The 17,868-nt window shown below is 69.2% G+C and carries 14 protein-coding genes and 2 pseudogenes; 8 read left to right on the forward strand and 8 right to left on the reverse strand.

Annotated features, from left to right (window positions below):
* Positions 1 to 12 precede the first annotated feature (12 nt).
* A complete protein-coding gene (locus ACFU53_RS38635; RefSeq protein ID WP_384003744.1) occupies positions 13 to 2,058 on the reverse strand; it encodes a glycoside hydrolase family 2 protein in 2,046 nt (681 codons plus the stop codon).
* A gap of 159 nt (positions 2,059 to 2,217) precedes the next feature.
* Between ACFU53_RS38635 and ACFU53_RS38640 the strand changes: the two genes are divergently transcribed.
* The 3 genes and pseudogenes from ACFU53_RS38640 (at position 2,218) to ACFU53_RS38650 (ending at position 4,370) form a co-directional block, all read left to right on the forward strand.
* The gene (locus ACFU53_RS38640; RefSeq protein WP_384003747.1) at positions 2,218 to 3,504 is read left to right on the forward strand and encodes a cellulase-like family protein; all 1,287 of its coding nucleotides are present in this window, start codon (positions 2,218 to 2,220) and stop codon (positions 3,502 to 3,504) included.
* Positions 3,505 to 3,825: 321 nt separating this feature from the next.
* A pseudogene (locus tag ACFU53_RS38645) lies at positions 3,826 to 4,083 on the forward strand (helix-turn-helix domain-containing protein); the annotation flags it as partial.
* 152 nt (positions 4,084 to 4,235) lie between these two features.
* Complete coding sequence (locus ACFU53_RS38650) at positions 4,236 to 4,370, forward strand: hypothetical protein (RefSeq protein ID WP_384003750.1); 135 nt, start codon at positions 4,236 to 4,238, stop codon at positions 4,368 to 4,370.
* A 399-nt stretch (positions 4,371 to 4,769) separates the two neighbouring features.
* Here the strand turns inward: ACFU53_RS38650 and ACFU53_RS38655 are convergent, their stop codons facing one another.
* From ACFU53_RS38655 to ACFU53_RS38675, 5 genes are all read right to left on the reverse strand, one after another.
* Positions 4,770 to 6,530 (reverse strand): amylo-alpha-1,6-glucosidase, encoded by a 1,761-nt coding sequence (locus ACFU53_RS38655; protein WP_384003753.1) that lies wholly within the window; start codon positions 6,528 to 6,530, stop codon positions 4,770 to 4,772.
* Between the two features lie 85 nt (positions 6,531 to 6,615).
* Positions 6,616 to 7,458 (reverse strand): carbohydrate ABC transporter permease, encoded by an 843-nt coding sequence (locus ACFU53_RS38660; RefSeq protein ID WP_384003756.1) that lies wholly within the window; start codon positions 7,456 to 7,458, stop codon positions 6,616 to 6,618.
* Positions 7,455 to 8,438 carry a carbohydrate ABC transporter permease gene (locus ACFU53_RS38665; protein ID WP_384003759.1) on the reverse strand — a complete coding sequence of 328 codons (984 nt, stop codon included), beginning with the start codon at positions 8,436 to 8,438 and terminating at the stop codon, positions 7,455 to 7,457. Before ACFU53_RS38665 ends, ACFU53_RS38660 begins: the two co-directional genes overlap by 4 nt.
* A gap of 20 nt (positions 8,439 to 8,458) precedes the next feature.
* Positions 8,459 to 9,703, reverse strand: coding sequence for an extracellular solute-binding protein (locus tag ACFU53_RS38670; protein WP_384003762.1), 1,245 nt, complete (start codon positions 9,701 to 9,703; stop codon positions 8,459 to 8,461).
* A gap of 165 nt (positions 9,704 to 9,868) precedes the next feature.
* Complete coding sequence (locus tag ACFU53_RS38675; protein WP_384003766.1) at positions 9,869 to 10,912, reverse strand: LacI family DNA-binding transcriptional regulator; 1,044 nt, start codon at positions 10,910 to 10,912, stop codon at positions 9,869 to 9,871.
* Between the two features lie 825 nt (positions 10,913 to 11,737).
* Between ACFU53_RS38675 and ACFU53_RS38680 the strand changes: the two genes are divergently transcribed.
* Positions 11,738 to 14,362 (forward strand): cellulosome protein, encoded by a 2,625-nt coding sequence (locus ACFU53_RS38680; RefSeq protein WP_384003784.1) that lies wholly within the window; start codon positions 11,738 to 11,740, stop codon positions 14,360 to 14,362.
* A gap of 125 nt (positions 14,363 to 14,487) precedes the next feature.
* Here ACFU53_RS38680 and ACFU53_RS38685 read toward each other — a convergent pair.
* Positions 14,488 to 14,670: pseudogene (locus ACFU53_RS38685) on the reverse strand (DUF6349 family protein); the annotation flags it as partial.
* 158 nt (positions 14,671 to 14,828) lie between these two features.
* Here ACFU53_RS38685 and ACFU53_RS38690 point away from each other — a divergent pair.
* Positions 14,829 to 15,134, forward strand: coding sequence for a hypothetical protein (locus ACFU53_RS38690; RefSeq protein ID WP_384003769.1), 306 nt, complete (start codon positions 14,829 to 14,831; stop codon positions 15,132 to 15,134).
* Between the two features lie 105 nt (positions 15,135 to 15,239).
* On the opposite strand, the gene ACFU53_RS38695 is transcribed toward ACFU53_RS38690, so the two are convergent.
* Entirely contained in the window at positions 15,240 to 16,205 is a 966-nt protein-coding gene (locus ACFU53_RS38695) for a pirin family protein (RefSeq protein ID WP_384003772.1), read from the reverse strand.
* A 295-nt stretch (positions 16,206 to 16,500) separates the two neighbouring features.
* Here ACFU53_RS38695 and ACFU53_RS38700 point away from each other — a divergent pair, with 295 nt between their 5' ends.
* The 3 genes from ACFU53_RS38700 to ACFU53_RS38710 are packed head-to-tail and all read left to right on the forward strand — an operon-like array spanning position 16,501 to position 17,832.
* Entirely contained in the window at positions 16,501 to 16,989 is a 489-nt protein-coding gene (locus ACFU53_RS38700; protein ID WP_384003775.1) for a MarR family winged helix-turn-helix transcriptional regulator, read from the forward strand.
* Positions 16,986 to 17,435 (forward strand): MarR family transcriptional regulator, encoded by a 450-nt coding sequence (locus ACFU53_RS38705; protein ID WP_384003778.1) that lies wholly within the window; start codon positions 16,986 to 16,988, stop codon positions 17,433 to 17,435. The genes ACFU53_RS38700 and ACFU53_RS38705 overlap by 4 nt, the downstream gene beginning before the upstream one ends.
* Positions 17,436 to 17,484: 49 nt before the next feature.
* Positions 17,485 to 17,832, forward strand: coding sequence for a tetratricopeptide repeat protein (locus ACFU53_RS38710; RefSeq protein ID WP_384003781.1), 348 nt, complete (start codon positions 17,485 to 17,487; stop codon positions 17,830 to 17,832).
* Positions 17,833 to 17,868 lie beyond the last annotated feature (36 nt).

The following is a 17,868-nucleotide window of genomic DNA, read 5'->3' on the forward strand; positions in this document are numbered from 1 at the left end:
ACTGTCTGCTTTCTACGGCCTGGGGTTGACCGCCTTCCGGAACGTCTCGTAGACCAGCTTGGGCCGCTCCTCCGCGAAGGTGAGCAGACCCATGACGGAAATGCCGTTGTATGCCTGGTTGTACCCGGCTCGCTGCTTGTAGTCCTTGAGGACCCAGTACGTGAATCCGGCGACGAACTCGCTGCGCGCGACCACCTGGTTCCAGTGAGCGGTGAAGCCCGCCGCCTGCCACTCCTCCGTACCCTGCGTGGTGTCGGGACCGTGGGTGCCGGCCACGGACCAGGTGCCGTTCTCGGTGATCAGGATCGGCTTGTCGGGGTACTTCGCGTGCACCGCGTCCAGCGTGGGGCCGAGGTCGGCGTCCTTGCCGTAGAAGTAGCCGAAGTACTCGTTGAACCCGATCACGTCCGCGAGGTCGAAAGCGGGGTCGTTGCTGGTGTTGGAGGCCCAGGTCACGGGGCGAGCGGTGAGGTCGACCGCCTTCACCGCCGCCTTGAGATCGGCGAGCCAGGCCCGGTAGACCGGAGCGCCGCCGGCGTCGATCTCCGACTCGTTCTGCAGCCCCCAGAGGATCACCGAGGGGTGGTTGTGCTGGTTCCACGCCATCGTCAGGGCCTGGGCTCGGGCGAGCCCGTAGCGTTCGGTCTGCAGTTTCTCCTGGGCGGTGTTGAGCCACATGGTGTCGATGTCGTCCATCACCAGTACGCCGTGTGCGTCCGCCCAGTCGTAGACGTAGGGGTGGCGGTTGTAGACGCAGTTGCGGATGAAGTTGGCGCCCAGTGCCGTGATGTGGCCCAGTTCCCGGTCGTACTCGGCCGGCGTCATGGCCCTGCCGTGCGCGGCCGTCTCCTCGTGCCAGTTGAGCCCCTTCAGGAAGAGAGGCTCGCCGTTCAACCGCAACTGCGCATCGGCCACGGTCAGTTTGCGCACTCCGTAGCGGGTGGACAGCGTGTCCACCCGCGGACCTGACGGCTTCCCGGCGCTCAGGGTGGCGCGGGCGGTGAGCGTATGCGGTGAGGCCGGGCTCCATCGTGGGGCACGGGGCACTGGGACCGAAACGCGTACGACGCCCGCCGATCGGGCCGCGATCCGGGCCGGGACCACGGTGGGCCGGCCACCGCTCTCTCGGCCGGGATCCAGGGTGAGCCAGCCGTCGAAGTCGGACGTGCCGTGGTTCTCGACGACCGCACGTGCCACAAGGCGCCCGCTCGCGGCGGCCACGAGCAGTTTGGCGATGGTGACCTGCGGGACCGCCTCGATCCAGGCCGACCGGGTCAGACCCGCGTAGGGCCAGTAGTCGACGGGCTTGTACGGGATCTCGTGGTCGTCGGTGACCGGCTGCGGAGTCGAGGCCGTGTAGTCGGTGTAGCTCGCCCGGCGGAAGACCCGCACGGCGATCGTCTGGCGGGTGCCCGGCCGGAGCGCCCCCGCCACCGGAAGCGCGAAGGGCGAGTTGGCGCCCTCGTGCTTGCCGAGATGCACGCCGTCGAGCCAGACCTCGGCGCTGTAGCCGACGGCCAGGAAGGCGATGCGGACGTGCCGGGAACGCCAGGACGCGGGTACGTCGACGGTGGTGCGGTACCAGGCGTAGCCGTCGGTGAACGCGGTGCCCCTGCCGAAGGGGGCGGTCTCCGAGCCGAATCCGGGAGTGTCCAGCAGGTCCCAGGCCGACGGCACGTCGATGCGGCCCCACGCCCCGTCGTCGTGGCGCGGGGACTGCCAGGCTTCGCCGAGCCCTTGGTTGCCGGGGTCGAAGCGGAAGCGCCACTTCCTGTCCAGGGACAGGTATTCGCGGGTCGCCTCGCGGGTGCGCCAGCCGTCGAAGGCGGGGAGCACCGTGCCGTACTGGAAGACGACGTTGGTGCCGCCGACGTCCCGCACATGGGTGCCGGAGGGCTCGGTGGCCGGGTGGGTGTCGAGCACCGGGCCGTTCGCCGCGGCCACGGCCGTGCCGTCCGCCGCTCGCGCCGTCTCCGGCCAGGCCGGCAGAGCGACGGCTGCGACGGCGCCAAGTGCCGTGACGACGGTGCGCCGGGACGGATGGATGGATTGGGTCATGGCAAGCGGCTCCTCGATACACGTACGTGTTCGTCCGCCCCACAGCCTGGACAACCCGGTTATCCTCGTCAAGGATTATTCATAAATAATGAATTGAGTTAGCGTGGTGCCGTCGAGCCGCCGACGGCGTCCTACCGCACACGAACGACGGGTGACCTCATGACCGCACAGCCGCAATCCACCGCGCCCGAGACCACGGGCCGACTCGCCATCACCTTGTGGGACTTCAGCTGGTACACGCAGGCAGGACCCGGCGAGCCCTTCGCCGACCTCGACCGCGCCTTCGCCGAGGCGGTGGAGCGCGGCTTCAACACCGTGCGTATCTGTGCCATGCCCTTCCTGCTGTTCTCCGGGCGCGTCCATGCCCCGGAGGACCTCCAAGTCCGTGGACTGGGCGAGCAGTTCGGACAGCGCACCCGTTGGTACAATGTGCGCGGCGGCTATCCGCTGGACGGCCGCCGACGGCTCGTCGAACTGTTCGAGGCTGCCGCCCGGCACGACTGCCAGGTGATCGTGTCCTCATGGGAGTACCAGCAGTCCCCCAGCTTCGCCGACACCGACGTCTGGCACCGCACCCTGGCCGAAGTCCCGGGCCCGGACCGCGCCGAGGCGGTGGCCGAGGCGCTTGCCGGGCTGCTGGACTTCCTCACCGAGCGCGGGCTCGCCGACCGTGTCGCCTACGTCGAAGTGCACAACGAGGTCGACAACTGCTCCCTGGTGCCACGGGACGGCGCCACCCACTACGCGTACCTGCGCGGCCCCCTCGAACGCGCCGTGAAGCTGTTGCAGGCACGCCATCCCGCCGTCCCCGTGACCTACTCGCTGGGTGAGCCCTGGCCGAGCGAGATCGACGACCTGCCCGAGCAGGCACAGATCGCGCACTTCCACTTCTACGTGTACGGCGTCCTCGGCGCCCTGTACGAGGCGGTGGGACTCGGCCACGGCACCGAAGCGGCGCCCGAGACGGCCACCTGGCCCACCCCCGAACTGGCCGCCATGCTGCGCCCCGACGCACCCACCTTCGCCGACTACCAGCCGGACGAACCCTGGCGGCTGGCCGCCACCGGGATCCCGCGCGAACTGTTCTACGCACACGACTGGGTGGACCCCGACCGCTGGGACCTGTGGCTCTACGAGAACTATTCGGCCCACCGGGACGCCATGCGGGAGACCCTGGCCCAGTGGGTCGACTCCGTCGCCCAGTTCGCCCGTCGGCGCGGGGTTCCCGCCGTCCTCGGTGAAGGCGTCGTGGGCTACACCCCGCTCCTGACGCGCTTCGAGGAGGACGTCGTCGGCAAGGACATCGCGGAGTTCGTCGTCGACCGCTGCCTCGCCGCCGGTTTCCACGGCGTCGTCCTGACCTCCAACGCGGCCCCCCACCACCCCATGTGGCACACCGACGGGGACTGGATGCGGCGGGTCAACTCCCGTATCACCGCGGGCTGAACGCGACCCGAAGGCGACCCGCAGCCGAGGGGGCAACGCGCTCGGGCAGGGCGTACACGCCCGTCTCCCCCTCGAGCCCGACACCCCCGTACGTCGGCGGGTCAGCCGAGGCCGTCGGCTCCCACGGGCACGGCGGACTCGTCGAGCCTCCGGCCCCGACCCGCAGTTGTCTCACTCGCCGCTACGGTGCGGCCACAGCCGGGATCCGCGGAGTGGGGCGGTCTCCAGGGAGTCGCCTCCGGCCCTGCTGTGGGAGTCCGTGCGGTGAGGGGTACTGACAGGGACCCCCACCCATCGCTTCCTTTTCCTACGCTGGAATCCATGGACAACCGGGCCGAAGTCAGCGCATTCCTCAAATCCCGCCGAGCCAGGATCACACCGGAGCAGGCGGGCATGCCGGTGTACGGGCAGCGGCGGGTGCCCGGGCTGCGCCGCGGTGAGATTGCGATGCTCGCCGGGATGAGCGTCGAGTACTACACGCGTCTGGAGCGCGGCAACCTCGGCGGGGTCTCCGACAGCGTCCTGGACGCCCTCGCCCAGGCCCTGCGGCTGGACGACACCGAGCGGGATCACTTTCATCGGCCGCTGGTTCGCCGGCCGCCCAAGCGACGTCACCGACACAACTCGACTCCACCCGACTCGGGACAGTCCGAGATCTCCACCGAACCCGGAACGGTTCACTGTTCTCCCGACAGGGCCTGACCGAGTCCAAGAAACTGACCACGGCGCGAGTGCGCCATACGCTCACCCAGCAGGGTGACGCGATGGTCAAACTCTCCGCCGACCTGTTCGCGTCCGAGGAAGCCGTGGAAGGCATGCGCGCGTTCCCCGAACGCCGCCCGCCACGCTGGGCACTCTCTCGCTGAGCCGCTCGCGGCCGTACCCGATGCCCCGCGACTTACGCGACATCGGTACGCGTCGGGCTCAACCTGACCTGTGGGGTCCGCCGGAGCCAGCCGGAAGACCCCACAGGATGCCGGGCGTCAGCTCTTGCCGAGCAGGCGCCAGATCTGTGGCTCCGGTGGCGGTGCCCAGGTCGACGGTGAGGGTGGGGGTGGCGGCAGAGGCCGGCGTTGCCGTCCCGGTGGTGACGCCGGCTATGACGGTCAGCGGAATCAGCGTTCTGGTGATGCCGTGGAGAAGGCGTCTTGTGGTCGAGCGCCGTTGCCCGATTCCTGGCATGTGCTTACGTCCCTTCAGGGGTACGGCTGGTTGTTGCTGCGCCGGCCCCCGTGCCGGACGTATGGGCGGTTGCCGCTCACTGGTCAGGCGACGGTGGTGGCGGTCCCGGCGTCCGTGCGGCGCTGTTGGTGGTCGCGGGCGAGCAACAGGTAGCTGCTGGCGGTCCACGTGTAGGCGCGGTCGCGAAGGCCGGTCCCGGTCAGGGCGTCGAAGTTCTCGGCGAAGCCGTAGGTCTCGCACAGGGCGCGGAAGCGGGCGCTGATCTCGTCCGCCAGGCGCTGGTGGCCGGCGCGGCGCAGGCCGTCCTCGACGAGGACCGTTGCGGGGGCCCAGATCGGGCCGCGCCAGTAGCCGTCGGACAGGTAGTGCGGCGAGGCGGGAAGTTCGGTGGCCAGGCCGTGCGAGGTCAGATGAGCCTCGATCCGGTCGGCCAGCACGCCGCTGACGCTTTCGGGTAGGTGCTCGCCCAGCGCGATGGGCATCAGGTCGAGCAGGCTGGAGCTGCTCCAGGTGTCCTGGCTGTCCACGTCACGGGCGACGAACCGTTCGCCGGTCCAGAGCTGGTCGAGCATCGCGGCCTGGGTCGCGTCGGCGGTACGCGTCCAGGTGTGGGCGTCGTCGGGCCGGTCCAGTTCGGCGGCCAGATCGGCCAGTTCGCGCAGTTGGAGGATGAGGAAGGCGGCCAGATCGGCCGTGACGGCCACACGTTGGGGGTCGAAGGTGGTGGCGTTGTCCCAGCCGCTGTCGTTTCCGTGTTGGTAGTGGGGCAGGGCGGCGCCGGGTGCGCGCCGTGCCGTGAGCCAGAAGTCCGTCCAGCGCGCGAGTCTGTCGTACGCCTCTGCCAGTTCCGTCCGGCCGAGAGGCTCGGGGAGCCGCCTGCGCAGATGGCCCAGGGTCCAGCCGTGGATGGGCGGTTTGACGAAGTTGTAGAGGACCTCTGAGTGGGTGACCGAGTCCGGCAGTGCCCCGCTTTCGTCCTGGTGGTCGAAGGGCAGCGAGAACTGGTCCCAGGCGAAATGGGGGGATCCGGGGGCCAGGGCGAGGGCGTTGAAGCAGTGGTCCCAGCTCCAGACCTTGTCCATCCAGTGCTTGGACATCAGCACCGCGGGCCGGGTGACCAGACCCGCCGGGCGCACGGTCGCCGACCACACCACATAGGCGGCGAGTTCGGCGGCCGGGGTGCCGGCCGAGCGCCACGGGGCTACCGCGTCGACGAAGTCGGCGAACGATTGCCGTGCGGCCTCCATGACCTCGCCGAACGCCGCCGACGAGCGGAAGGGCGGTCGCGCACTGTCGAGTTCCTCGACCGCGATCTCCCACGAACCGTCGGCCTCGGCGATGACCGTGAGACCGCGGTCACCGGCGCCCAGGGCCTGGGAGCCGGACACGTCGGCAACCGAGCCGGACAGCACGGTGATCCGATAGCGGCGTCCGGTCTCGTAGGAGGTGAACACGTGCGCGTCGTCCACCGGGTCGCGGTAGAAGTAGGTCCCGCTGAAGGGCGTCAGGGCCTTCGCCGCCGCGCCGATTCCGAACCCGAGACCGGTGCCGTGCACGCGGACGGTGTCCGGCGACTCGTAGGCGAGGTCGATGCGCCCGTCCGTGCAGGTCCAGCTGAGCAGGCTCGGCGTCGCCTGGACGGTGGTCTCCGCCCGCTCACCCGTCGCCGCGTCGAGGGCGACGAGGCGCAGGACGGCGTGCATGCCGTTCTGGTGCGAGACGAGGTGGAGGTCCTCGGCGCGTGTCTTCTCCGCCAGCACGGTGGAGATGCCGAACCAGGATCCGTGCGTGCTGAAGGGTATGTCGTGAACGCAGAAGGCCGTGCCGGACGGGGCGGCAGTCATGGAGGCGGCACTCATTTCTTGAGCGGGGGTGTCGGCGGTCTGCCGGGCGGGGCGACGGCGCCCTCGCGGGCGGGGTGGTCCCGCGTCAGTCCTTGACGGCGCCGGCGGTCACGCCGGCGGCGACGTAGCGCTGGGCGAGGACGAGGATGACCGCGGCGGGCAGTGAGGCCACGACGGCGGTGGCCATGATGGCGTTCCACTCCTGGTTGTTGTTGCCGATGTACTGGTAGATGCCGAGGGTGATCGGCTGGTGGGTGCCGCCGGCCGCGAGGGTGCTGGCGAAGATGAAGTCGGACCAGGACCACAGGAACGCGAACAGGGACACCGTGACGATCGAGTTGCGGCTCATCGGCAGGACGATCGACCAGAAGGTGCGCAGGGGGCCGGCTCCGTCCGTCTTGGCGGCCTGCAGCAGTTCGCCGGGGATGCCGGACATGAACGCGGTGAAGATGAGCACCGCGAAGGGGACGGCCAGGGTGGAGTCGGCGACGATCAGGCCGGGGACCGACTGGAGCAGGTCGAGCTGGAGGTAGATGGCGTAGAAGCCCATCGCCATGATGATGCCGGGGATCATCTGGGCCGCCAGCAGGACGAAGTTGAGGACTCCGCCGCCGCGCGGGCGCAGTTTGGCCAGCGCGTACCCGGCGGGTGCGGCCAGCGCCACGGTCAGGGCCACGGTGCCCAGGCCGATGACGAGGCTGGTGCCCAGGTAGGGCAACTGCTGGTCGACGACGGCCCGGTAGCCCTCCAGGGTGGCGTGGGCGGGGAACAGGTCCGGCGGGCTCTTGCGCATGTCCTGGTCGCGGGTGAAGGACACGTTCAGCATCCAGTAGACCGGGAAGAGCATGATCCCGGTCAGCAGGAGGCCGATGGCCGTCTTCCACCACGTACGGGGGCGCCGGTTCAGGACTGTCCGTGCACTCGTCATGACAGCGCCTGCTTTCGCTGGACTCGGACGTAGACCAGGCCGAAGACCAGGGCGGCGACCACGAGCAGGTTGCCGACGGCCGCGCCGGGGCCGAAGGCGGGCAGCAGGTTGCCGAAGCCGAGCTGGTAGGACCAGGTGGCGAAGGTGGTGGACGAGTCCGCCGGGCCGCCCTTGGTCATGATCCAGATGATGTCGAAGACCTTGAGCGTGTAGACCAGGCCCAGCAGCAGGGTGATCGCGGACACCGGACGCAACAGCGGGAAGGTGATGCTCCAGAACCGCCGCCAGGGGCCCGCCCCGTCGAGCGCGGCGGCCTCGTACAGCGATCCGGGGACGGACTGCAGGCCGCTGTACAGCACCACCAGGTTGAAGGGGACACCGATCCAGATGTTCGCGATGATCACCGAGGTCAGCGACCAGGACGGTGAGGTCAGCCAGTTCACCGGGCCGATGCCGACGGCGTGCAGGGTGGCGTTGACGATGCCGGAGTCGCTGTTGAGCATCCACGACCAGGTGGACGCCGACACGATCAGCGGCAGCAGCCAGGGCACCAGGAACAAGGCGCGCAGGGTGGCGGAGAGTCGGAAGTGCTGGTTGAAGAAGACCGCGAGGGCGAGGCCGATCGCGTACTGGAAGACCAGGCACACGGCGGTGAACACCACGGTGTGCAGGAGTGCGGGAGCGAAGGCCGGGTCGTCGAAGACGGTCCGGTAGTTCGCCAGGCCTGTGAAGGGGGCGTCGCCCTGGACGAAGGAGCGGACCGTGTAGTTGCGCAGGCTCAGGTCGATGTTGCGGTAGAGCGGATAGGCGTAGAAGAGGGCGAGGTAGAGGGTGACCGGGGCGAGGAACGCCCAGGCGGCCCACTGCTGGGAGGCGGGACGCCGTCGCGCGGCGGCGCGGGCCGGGGGCGGGGCGGCGGTGGCCGCCCCGTTCCGGCCGCGTGCCGGCAGCGCATCCGGCGCTTGTGTCGTGCGGTTCATCAACGAGCCTCTGGCACTGGTTACTTGACGGCGGACTGGGCGGCCGTGAGCGCGTCCTTCGGCGACCGGGACCCGCTCAGCGCGGACTGGACCGCCTTCCACAACTGCTCGGAGATCTTGGGGTACTTGGTGCCCAGGTCGTCACTGGTGCGTCCCTTGGCCGCCTTGACCGCGTCGACCCACGGCTTCAGCTCGGCGTTCGCCGCGACCTGCTTGTCCTGCACCTCGGTGGTGGGGGCGACGTACGACAGGGTCGTATCGGTGGCGAGGAGGTTGTCGGTGCTGGTCAGGCAGGTCACGAGCTTCTGGGAGGTGGCGTAGCGGCCGGTCTCTCCCTGGACCGGGACGGTGACGAACTCACCGCCCGTCGGGGCGGCCGCGTTGCCGCCGTCGGCACCGGGGACGGGAATGACCCCGTACTCGAAGCCGGCCTTCTCGGCATTGGCGAGCTGCCAGGTGCCGTTCTCGGCGAACGCGTAGTCGCCGCTCGCGAACTCTTGCCAGCTGGTCGTCTGGGTGTTGTTGATCACCGAGTTGGGGGCGTAGCCCTCATCCAGCCAGTTCTTCCACAGCGACAGCGCGGACACCGACTCGGCCGAGCCGATGTCGGTGAGCTGGGCGCCCGAGCCCCAGAACCACGGCAGGAACTGGAAGCTGCCCTCCTCGGTCCCGATCGCCGAGAATGTGATGCCCTTCTTCCCGGCCTTCTCGACCTTCGCCAGCGCCGCCGTCAGCGAGTCCCAGTCCTTCACCGACTCGATGTCGACGCCGGCCTCCTTGAGCACCTCCTTGTTGTAGTAGAGGGCGAGGGTGTTGGCGCCGACCGGAGTGCCGTACGTCTTCCCGCCCGACTGACCGGCCCCGAGCAGGTTGGCGTCGACGGCCGAGGTGTCGATCTTATTGTCGTCGGTCGTGGTCAGCACGCCGGCCTCGGCCAGGGTGGAGACGACCGGGTTGTCGACGATGAGCACGTCCGCGGAGTTGTCCTGCTGCGCCGCCAGCAGCGCCTTGTTCGTCAGGTCGCTGGTGTCGAACGCGGTCCGCTTGATCTTCACTCCGGCCTTGGTGCCGCAGTCGTCCAGCAGCTTGGCCCACGCCGAGCTCTTGTTGAACTGCGGGTACGGGTCCCAGATCGTGTACGTACCGCCGCCCGCGGCCGTCGTCGAGGTATCGCCCGAGCCGGAGGAGCACGCGGTGGCGCCGGCGGTGACGGTGACGACGGTCAGAACTGCGGCGGTGAGACGCCGTCTGGCAGATCGGTTCATGGCGTGTTCCTCATGGGTTTTGGCACAGGTGTGCCCTGGGATCGGCACGGGCGTGCCCTGGGACAGGTGATCGATAGCTGCTGAGCTCGCCGAACTCGGGCGGTGAGCTGCCGGGCCGGCCGGTATGGGATGCGGAGGTTGAAGGGGGAGGGCGCGGAATGACGGTCAGGGGTGCGTGGGGGCAGCGGGGTCGGCTGGTGTGATGCCGGTTGGTCCGGTGCTCGCTCGCAACGAGATCGGCGGCGCGAGCAGGTGATGCCGGGCCGTTGCGTCGGGGTGGTCGAGCCGCTCCACGAGCAGCTCGACGGCGAGGCGACCCATCTGTTCCGCCGGCACGTCGGCCGCGGTGAGCTGCGGGGTCACCGTCTCCGCCCACCGGCCGGCCACCACTCCGGTGACGGAGAAGTCGCGTGGCACATGGCGGTCGGCCTGGGCCAGCCCCCGGTAGAGGCCGCCGAGCGCGGCCTCGTTCAGCGTGACCAGGGCCGTGGTGGCCGGGTCGTCGTGCAGGATCCGCTCCAGACAGGCCAGGCCCGAGGCGGCGTCGTCACCGCAGCAGTACGTCCGGACCGTCAGCCCACGTTCCGCCGCGGCCTTGGTGAACCCGTCGAGACCCCGGTGCGCCGACTCGTACCCGGCCCGCAGCAACTGCTCGGACCGGTTGACGAAGGCCACCCGACGGTGGCCCAGGTCCGCCAGGTGGTGCACACAGGCCGCCGCCAGGGCCGTGTGGTCCAGGCCCACCCACCAGCTGCCCTCCGGTTGGGCGGTGCGGCCGATGGCGACGGCAGGGAAGTCCACCGCGGTGAGATGGTCGAGCCGGTCGTCCTGCAGCCGGATCTCCATCAGGATCGCGCCGTCGACCCGCCGCTCGCCCAATAGCCGCTGGAACGAGCGGTCGCTGTCCATACCGCTCGGAGAGAGCAGCACGTCGTAGTCGTAGGCCGCGGCGGCCTCGGTGACGCTGCCGATGAAGTCCAGCTGCATGCCGGTGTAGTGGTTCCCGGCCGGCGGGAAGACCAGACCGACGGTGTTGGTCCGGCCGTTGGCCAGGGCCCGCGCACTCGCGTTGGGCTGGTAGCCCAGCTCGTCGATGACCCGCTGGATCTTCTGCCGGGTGTCCTCGGACACGGGGCGCTTCCCGCTCAGGGCGTACGACACGGTGCTCCGCGAGACACCGGCCCGCTGGGCAATCTCACCGATGTTCACGGGACTCCTCACAGAGAGCAGTCGAATCGGTTCGATGATTCCAGGAGAACAAGATCGGCCGGGTACCGACCATCGAACCGGTTCGCGTGAAGTGAAGGTAAGAGCAACCAAGACGGGTGTCAACGCCCCGAGTCGAATTTTCGTAACGGCCTGGAAACTTCGGCATGCGGAGGCGTCACACCTGGCCCGCCTGGGCTTGCGCACGCTCACCAGCAGGCCAGGAGCCATAACCGGCCGACGGCAACGCCCTGCCCCCCGACAGGACGGCCGACCGTACGCGGCCGAAAGGAATCGTGTCGGGGGTATTGCTGGCCGGTTTCCTCGGTGCTAGCTTCCCCGAACCGGTTCGACAAAGCATCGACGGGCCATGACCGCTATCGAGGCGCCACTCACGCATCGCGGGGTGCAGCTGCCCCGGAGCGTCGCCGGGGCCATTACCCCTATACATCCGCCGCCCGAAGCTCCCCCTCCAGGCGGCGGATGCCACTGAGTGACCGTCGCCCTTGTAGTGGCGGCGGTGCCTCGCTGACTCGGCACACCCGCCGCAACGGCACACGGTTCGTCTCCCCGAAGGCCGGCCGAGTGCGTCCGGTAACCCGGAACCTGAGCGCCGGTGAACCGGGGCGACTCCTGTCACGCGACCCAATGTCGAACCGATTCGCCCCCTGGCGGGACGAGACCGGACCACCGCACGGACCGGCCTCGTCCCGAATGAAACGCATCGGATCCAACGTCCGAGATGCCATGGAATCCACGGAGACCACAGTGAGACAACGACAAAGAACGACGGGAGCCGGCGTCGTCACGGCCGCAGCCCTCGCCACCATGCTCGCCGTGCCCTCCGCGGGCACGGCACAGGCGGCCGGTCCGGAACGGCTCGTCATCGATCTCGCCACCGACACCGGTGCCTTCCACGGGGGTGCCTCCGGCTCGTTGTACGGGGTCTACGGCGACGGAGCGCCGAGCCGCAACCTCATCGAGGGCATGAACCTGCGCACGGTGTCCACCAAGGCGCAGGACGGTCCGCAGCACCCGGGTGCGGACGCGCTGGAGATCCTGCCGTCGTTCGTGGACTCGGGCGGCAAGGACGTCTACATCTACATGACCGACATCTACCGTGGGTTCCCGTACCAGTGGCCGGGCGCCAACGGCCTCGAGCGGCTCGCGGACTTCAAGGAGAAGATCAAGAAGCAGGTCGCCCAGGTCAAGACGACGGGCGACTACAAGGACCACGTCGTGTACGTCCCCTTCAACGAACCCGAGGGGAACATGTTCGGCTCGGGCGCGTGGAGCTACAACAACGTCTCCTGGCTGAACAATCCGCAGTACTTCTTCGAGGCCTGGAAGGAGACCCACCACCTCATCAAGAGCCTGGACCCGGACGCGCGGATCGCGGGCCCGAACACCTCCCTCCTCTTCGACCAGGTCAAGGGCTTCCTGCAGTACGCCAAGGCCAACGACGTCGTCCCGGACGTGATGACCTGGCACGAGCTGTCCAGCCCCGCCGCGGTCCGCACGAGCATGGCCAAGTACCGGCAGTGGGAGAAGGACGTCGGTATCGACCCGCTGCCGATCAACGTCAACGAGTACGGGCACAACTACCACCTCTCCGTGCCAGGCCAGGTCGTCCAGTGGGTCTCCGCCATCGAGGAGTCCAAGATCGACGCCGACCTGGCGTACTGGAACATCGACGGCAACCTCAACGACTCGGCCGTCGACGCCAACAAGGGCAACGGCCAGTGGTGGCTGTTCAACGCCTACGGCCAGATGTCCGGACACACAGTCCAGGTGACCGCTCCCCACCCGAACCAGCAGTACACGCTCCAGGGCGTGGCCACGCTGGACGAGAGCAAGAAGCAGTCCCGCGCCATCTTCGGCGGCAAGAGCGGCGACGCCGACGTCGTCTTCGACAACATCGACCCGAAGCTGTTCGGGACGACGGTGCACGCCACCGTGCAGGAGATCCCGTGGACCGGACAGGTCGGCGACTCCGCGCAGCCCCAGCGGCTCGCGGACCAGGAGGTCACCGTCGGCGAGGACGGCACGGTGACCCTCCCGATGACCGGCATGAACGAGATGTCCGCCTACCAGGTCATCCTCTCCCCCGGCGGGAACGGCGGAGTGCCGGCCGAGCCCTCCGTCAGCTGGCGGAAGTCCTACGAGGCGGAGAACGCCACCTACACCGGCAGCGGCTACTCCAAGAACGGGCCCGAGGGCACACCCTCCAACGTCGGCAAGTTCGCGACCAGCGGCAACTACAACGTCGGCGGACTACGCACCGGCTCCGACGGCGTGCTCTCCTTCGACGTCGACGTCCCGCGGACTGGCACCTACGACCTCAGCGTCTTCGCCAACTCCTACAACCTGGACGACCGGGTGAAGGAACAGGGCCCCACCAACGTCTTCCTCCGCGTCGACGGCAAGGACCCGCAGGAGTTGCGCCTGACCCTCGGCTACAAGTGGGTGGTCTGGGGCCACACCGACACCACCGTGAAGCTGACCGCCGGCAAGCACAGGATCACGCTCGCCGCGAAGGATGCGGACCTGGGCGCCACCAAGGGCGACGCCATCATCGACAAGATCGACCTGGCCCTGCGCGACGATCACGTCACCCAGCCGGCGATCTACGAGGCCGAGTACACCACCCTCACCGGAACCCGGCCCGGCTACACCTACCCCGAGGCGTCCGGACCGGGCGCGGTGCCGCTGCCCACGGACGCCTCCGCGACCTTCTGGGTCCACTCCCCCACCGACGGTGAGGCCACGGTCTCCCTCGACCACCTCGGCGGCGGCCGGGCAAGCCTGTCACTCAACGGCGAGGAACTCGACGTTCCCCGGATCGGAAGCGGCAAGCCGCGCACGGAGACGGTCAGGATGTTCCTGTCTGCGGGCATCAACAAGATCACCGTCACCGGCACCTCCCGCGACCTGGTCCTCGACCGGCTGCGGGTGTCGCCCTCGCAGGGCACGCTGGTACCCACCGTCTACCAGGCAGAGGACGGCAGCGCCTCCGGGGCCGCCAAGGCCACCGAGGCGTACACCTTCGCCGCAGGCGGCAAGTCCGTCACCGACATCGGCAACGGGACCGCCAACGCCCTCACCATCAATGTGGTGGCCGCCAGGTCCGGACGGCACGCGGTGACCATCCGCTACTCCAACGCCGAACAGCTCCCCGCCACCCACTACAACCCCGACCCGATCGCCCGCCACGCCGACATCTCGGTCAACAACGGCCCGGCCCACAGGGCCCTGTTCCCGACCACCTTCCACTTCAACAGCTTCCGGGACCTGACCGTCCCCCTCACCCTGAAGAAGGGCACGAACCGGATCACCTTCACGGCCGCGGAACTGCCCGACTTCGACGGCGACACGTACAACGAGCTCGACCAGCGGTCCCCGTACGCACCGGTGATCGACCAGATCGCCGTCACACCGCTGACGGAGAAGTAGCCGCCTGAGCCTCCTTGGAACATCCAGGTACCGGCCGGCCCCCGGCCGGCACCTGGATGTCCACGGGTTCCGTACCCCACAGTGGAGCGGCCTTGCCGCGACAACACATGTCGATCAACGCCGTGCTACGCCAGGTTGCGCTGTACTGCGTCAGTGCGAGCGCGCTTCGGGCACGCGGTGTGGAGGACGAAACCTCCGCCGGGGGCTCTCCCGACTTCGTGTCGATCGAAGGGCGGAGCGGCGTACAGGCGGAGCGGCCCGTCGACGTCGAACCTCCCCTGGGGGTACATCGCGGTGGCATGGAGCCGCCAGGCCCTAAGGCTCGGCCCCGACGACGCTCACCTCGGCGATCAGCCGGATCCCCCCGGCGGCACGTGCAACCCGTCCACCTGCAGGCCAGGGCCCGCTCGTGCCGTAGTCGGCCGTGCCCGAGCCCGCTAACGTGGCACAGACGAGGGGGGAAGCGATGCGTCTGCCTATCGGGGAGCGAATCTTCCTGGTGCTGGTGGTGTTTGCACCGGAGAGCGGGTTCCTGGCCGCCTGGTTCACGGCCATAGTCATGGAAGGCCCTATGGATCGGCGACCCACGGCGTCACTACTGTGGACAGTCGGGCTTTCGGTCTTCGTGTTCGTCGCCTGTCTGGTCTGGTACCTGACCGGCCGTTCGAACCAGAACGCCTCGGGGCCCAGGTCACTCGGTGAGGCGGAGAGCGCCTGGGCCGCCGAGGAGGGTGGCGGTGGCTGCGGCAGCGGCAGCGGCGGTGGCGACTGATGCCCCCGTTACGTTGATCCGCGCCCCACCAAGATGGAACCGCAGAAGACAGCGCCCGGCGGCCAGTCACCCGCCCGCCACCGAGCAATCAGCCATTTCCGTAGGTCAACGGGCCCTTCCTCGTGGTTTCAAAGGCGTCGGCGGCAGCTCGGGGGCCGGCAGCGGGTCCCCGTCGTACCCCTTCACCTCCCCGAATCTTGATCCTTCCATCCAATCCAGACGGGCCTGCACGATCTCCTCCTGCGACCGTCCGATCCAGTTCCAGAACATGATCAACTCCTCCTCGAAGGGTTCGCCGCCGAGGAGCATGAGGGAGGCGTCCGAGTCGGCGCGGAGGGGGAGTTCGGTGCGGCCGCAGCCGAGGTAGAGCATGGAGCCGGGGAGGACGGGGACGCCGTCGACGTGGGCCTCGCCGGACATGGCCAGGACGGCGTACTCGAAGTCGGGTTCGAGGGGGAGGCGCAGGTCGGCGCCGGGGGCCAGGGTGAGGTCGGCGCCGACGATCGGCGTGAAGGTCGTGCCGGGCGATGTCGCGCCGTCCAGGGAGCCGAGGATGAGGGTGGCGCTCAGACCGGCCGCCGTGACGACGGGCAGTTCGGCGTGGTGCTCGAAGCGCGGGTCGGTGTGCCGGTGGCTGTCCGGCAGGGCCACCCAGAGCTGGGCGCCGTGCAGGAACCGGGCGTGCGACTTCGGGCTCTCCTCCGAGTGGCTGATGGCCCGGCCCGAGGTCATCAGGCCCAGTTCGCGTGGGCGGATCGTCTGGAGGCTGCCCGTGGAGTCGCGGTGCAGCACCTCGCCCTGGTGCAGCCAACTGACCGTCTGCAGGCCCATGTGCGGGTGCGGCGGCACCTGCATGCCGGGCTCGTCGGCGATGTCGTCAGGACCGTAGTGATCGACGAAGGCCCAGGCGCCCACCATGCGGCGGCCCAGGTTGGGCAGCAGACGCCGTACCTCGGTGGACTCACCGAGCTTCACCCGGCGCGGGCTGAGGAGTTCACGAACCGGCTCGGCCACCACGAAGCCCCGGCCGCCGCACACCGCGGGCACCGCCTCGCGATCAAGATTGCTCATGCTCCACAACCTAGACCCGTCCGGCTCCCGCCGTCAGCCATCCCCCCCGCCCACCTCGGGGCACGGCTCAGAAACGGCGCGGAGCCAGTCGCCGGGGACGGATGACGACAGCCGTACGACACATACGGCCTCGTAACATGCGCCTCGTAGAACCCACCCGAACCGCGCTACTCGGCCTACTGCCCCACTGCCCCAGCGCCCTACTGCCCCACTGGCCCAGTCGTCCGGTCCGCGCGATCAAGCCCGCCCGGACAAAATAGTAGCCATAGCTATAGTAGCTATGTACGGTATCCCCATGAGTTCGGCTTCCGAGGGCGCGACGCCCGGTTTTCTCGTCTGGCGGCTGTCGATGAAGTGGCGGGTCGCCGTCGACCGCGCGGTCGCCCCCTTGGGGCTGACGCACGCGCAGTACGCGCTGGTGGCGTCGCTCTACGGCATGCACCGGGCCGGACAGCGACCGAGTCAGCGGCAACTCGCGGACCACACCGGCCTGGAGGCCCTGTACGTCTCCAAGCTGGCCCGCGCCCTGGAGACCGCCGGGCTCCTCGAACGCACCCGCGACCCCCGCGATCCCCGCGCCGTGCAGTTGGCGCTCACCGAGCGGGGGCGCGATGTGGCCCGGCGCGCGATCGAGGTCGTCCAGGGGCTGCTCCAACAGCTGTTGGAGCCGCTCGGCGGCCTCGACGGTGCCCGCACCCACCAGTTCACCCGCGAACTGACCACCCTGCTCGACGTACCGCTCACCCCTTCGACCGAGCATGCACACGAGAAGGAGCAGTCATGAGCACCACCGCACCCCCCGTCAACAGCCGGGTCGTCGCCCTCGCCCACTACGCGAGCCGCGCGGTCCTGGAGAGTGTGCTGACCGGCTACGGCCTGACGTTCCAGCAGTCGGTGACCCTCCGGGTCGTCGCGGTCGCCGACGAACCCGTCGACCGTGACCGGATCGTGGGCCAGGTCGTCGGGTACCTCAAGGTCGAGGAGGCCGACATACAGGCCGTCGTCGAGGAGTTGATCTCCGCGAAGTTGGTGGAGACGGACCCGGCACAGCCGTCCCGGCTCAGGGTCACGGACGCGGGACAGGAGTCGTTCACCAGGTCCGCCGCCGAGACCGCGCCCATCTCCGCCCGGATCTACGCCGGCATCCCCGCCGAGGATCTGGCGGCCACCGGTCGCGTACTGGCCCTCGTCACCGAGCGCGCCAACGCGGAACTCGCCGCCATGAAGTAGTGGAATATTCAATATCCAGCGGGGGTTGTGGGCCTCGAAGGAGGCACCAGTGGACACGACGTACTACGACCACGGAACAGCCGCCGAGCGCTGGGAGCGCGCCCGGATGTTCTTCGACGCCAAGGACTACGCCGCCGCCGCGCGCGTCCTCGGCCCACTGGTCGAGGAGGTCCCGGAGCAGACCGGCCCCCGGCTGCTGCTGGCCCGCGCTTACTACCACTCGGCCCAACTGCGCCGCGCCGAGGCCGAGTTGCGCGTGCTCGTCGAGCGGGACCCGGTGGAGCACTACGCCCGGCTGATGCTGGGCCGCACGCTCGAGCGGCAGGCCCGGCACGACGAGGCGGAGTCCCACCTGCGGATCGCCTCGGCGCTCGCGGGCGACTTCGAGCGGCTGTAGAGGACGAACATGCAGCGCGAGGGGGCGCGTCCGACT

This window comes from Streptomyces sp. NPDC057474 (genome assembly GCF_042802555.1).
In the GTDB taxonomy this organism is placed as follows: domain Bacteria; phylum Actinomycetota; class Actinomycetes; order Streptomycetales; family Streptomycetaceae; genus Streptomyces.